Source organism: Ruegeria sp. TASC047 (genome assembly GCF_059612445.1).
Genome location: NZ_JBXWQP010000031.1, coordinates 1 through 2341 on the forward strand (window position 1 = coordinate 1; position 2341 = coordinate 2341).

The 2341-nt window shown below is 58.5% G+C and carries 2 protein-coding genes; one reads left to right on the top strand and one right to left on the bottom strand.

Annotated features, from left to right (window positions below; all coding sequences use genetic code 11):
• Positions 1-176 precede the first annotated feature (176 nt).
• Entirely contained in the window at positions 177-1178 is a 1002-nt protein-coding gene (locus AC2FLO_RS13030; protein ID WP_496755276.1) for a helix-turn-helix domain-containing protein, read from the top strand.
• Positions 1179-1269: 91 nt separating this feature from the next.
• Here AC2FLO_RS13030 and AC2FLO_RS13035 read toward each other — a convergent pair whose 3' ends face one another.
• Entirely contained in the window at positions 1270-2247 is a 978-nt protein-coding gene (locus tag AC2FLO_RS13035) for an HpcH/HpaI aldolase/citrate lyase family protein (protein ID WP_496755274.1), read from the bottom strand.
• Between the last annotated feature and the right edge of the window lie 94 nt (positions 2248-2341).

The window sequence follows — 2341 nt, forward strand, 5'->3', positions numbered from 1 at the left end:
CAACGCATACGGCGACCGAAACCTCGTCTGCACATGCCCACCAATGGACGCATACGAAGACGCCGCTGAGTGAAACCCGTGTCTGTCCGATCCGTCAATTAGCCTGACGGATCGGATTTACACCCTGAGGGCAGCGCCAATCGGGGCGCTGCCACGCCCAAATCGTCGGAGGAACAATGAAACACTATGTCCTCGCAAATGATCACGCCAATCTGTCTGGAACGAAGCGTGAGGCATCCGAAAGATTGAAACATATTGATGTCATTCTCAACGGTGAAGCGGCTATGGCGTCAGCTGGAATGGTCATCGAATTCTATCAGGCGTTAAACACTCTGGCCGAAGACTGCACCTATGTGGTCAACCTTCGTGTCGCTGGCTCGGAACCTGCGGGTGGACCGTTATACTGGGCCGGACGAACGGCGATTTTCTGGGGAGATCTGGAGAACATCTGGTCCATTCCACATTCGCGCAGATTCTGGGTATCGCAGGTCCTGAACCTGTCTTCACGGGTTGTACTGGTCGGCGGCGCGGTGCTGCTTCTGCCGCAACTCGGAAGAACAGGCCGGAACACCGTTGCTGTCCACCCGAATTTCGCAGCCGCTGCACTGGAGGGCGGGCTGGAAGATTGTGGCACCGGCACGCATCTGGCCGCAGACGGGTGCGCCCATAGCGCAACCACCCGGCTAAGCGCGCTGCGCCTGCTGTCAGAATTTGTGTCGATCGACCACGGGGAACATATCGCGGACATACTGCGCGGATACATTGGACTGACGGAACCCACACAAAAGCACGGCAGCACGCTTGCCGCCCGTCTGGTGCACCGTGCAAAAGGTGATCAGCTTGTCATGCGCACGCTGGATGCGATGCAGGAAAACATCGAAGATCCTTTGACGATCTCGGAACTTTCCAATGTGCTCAGGACCTCGACTCGCCAGTTACAGCGAAGGTTTCTAAGCAAAACCGGTGCGAAACTTTTGTCGACCTACAAAGAGCTACGGCTGGAGCGGGCGCAGAGCCTATTGCAGTTCACCAACATGTCGCAGATCGAAATCTCGACAGCGACCGGCTTTTCATCGACCGTCGCGCTGAAACGCGCCTTTCAACGCAGCTTCGACGTCAGCCCGGACGAAATTCGGAACAAGCGATTTCTGGGGACGGTCGCCCCGGAACACGGATAACCTTTCGCGTTGGTCTCGTGATCCACCAGTCAACGCAGCACCGAGCCCGCGTGGACAATGCGCCCACGCAGGTCGGGTTTGGTGCAGGCGATCAGGCCGCAGCGATCTGACTGGCCTTTTCAACAAGCACTTCGGCCTGCCGGATCGAGGCATAATCGATCAGACGACCATCCAGAGACACGGCACCTTTTCCGTCTGCCTCGGCCTCGGCCATGGCGACAAGGATACGCCGTGCCTTGGTAACTTCGGCATCCGAGGGCGACATCACCTCATTGGCAAGTGCGATCTGGCTGGGGTGGATGGCCCATTTGCCCTCGCAGCCCAGAACGGCGGCACGTTTTGCTGCGGCCTTGTAACCGTCGGGGTCCTGAAAATCGCCAAAAGGCCCATCAATCGGACGCAGCCCGTTGGCGCGCGCCGCAACCACCATGCGGGCAAGGGCGTAGTGCCACATGTCGCCCCAGTGGGTCAGGCGGCCTCCGTCGGTATTCGGGTCGGTCAGAACCGAATAGTCAGGGTTTACGCCCCCGATGATTGTGGTCCGCGCGCGGGTCGAGGCGGCATAATCCGCGACACCAAAATGAAGGCTTTCATTGCGCTTTGATGCAGCCGCGATCGCGCTGACATTCTGCATACCAAGCGCGGTTTCGATGATGTGTTCGAACCCGATCCGTTTCTTGTACCCCTTGGCGTCTTCGATCTGGGTCACCAGCATGTCGACTGCATATACATCTGCGGCTGTCCCGACCTTGGGGATCATGATCAGGTCCAGACGCTGGCCCGCCTGTTCGACAACATCCACGACGTCCCGATACATGTAATGGGTGTCCAGACCATTGATCCGGACCGACATGGTCTTGTTGCCCCAGTCGATATCATTCAGAGCCTGAATGATGTTCCTGCGCGCCTGTTCCTTTTCATCGGGCGCGACGGCGTCTTCCAGATCGAGGAAGATGACATCCACGTCCGATTTCGCGGCCTTCTCAAACATTCCGGGCTGGCTGCCGGGCACGGCAAGCTCGCTGCGGTTCAGACGGGCGGGGGCTTGTTCAATTGGATGAAAGCTCATGGTTGGGACCTTTCGGCTTACAGGTTCGGGTAGATAGGGAAGCGGTTGCAGAGGTCTGCGACCTGGGCGCGGACGCGGGCTTCGACTTCGGCGT

Bases quoted from the DNA above. Each gene is read 5' to 3' on its own strand.
- AC2FLO_RS13030 (WP_496755276.1), top strand. From the start codon at position 177: ATGAAACACTATGTCCTCGCAAATGATCACGCCAATCTGTCTGGAACG.
- AC2FLO_RS13035 (WP_496755274.1), bottom strand. From the start codon at position 2,247: ATGAGCTTTCATCCAATTGAACAAGCCCCCGCCCGTCTGAACCGCAGC.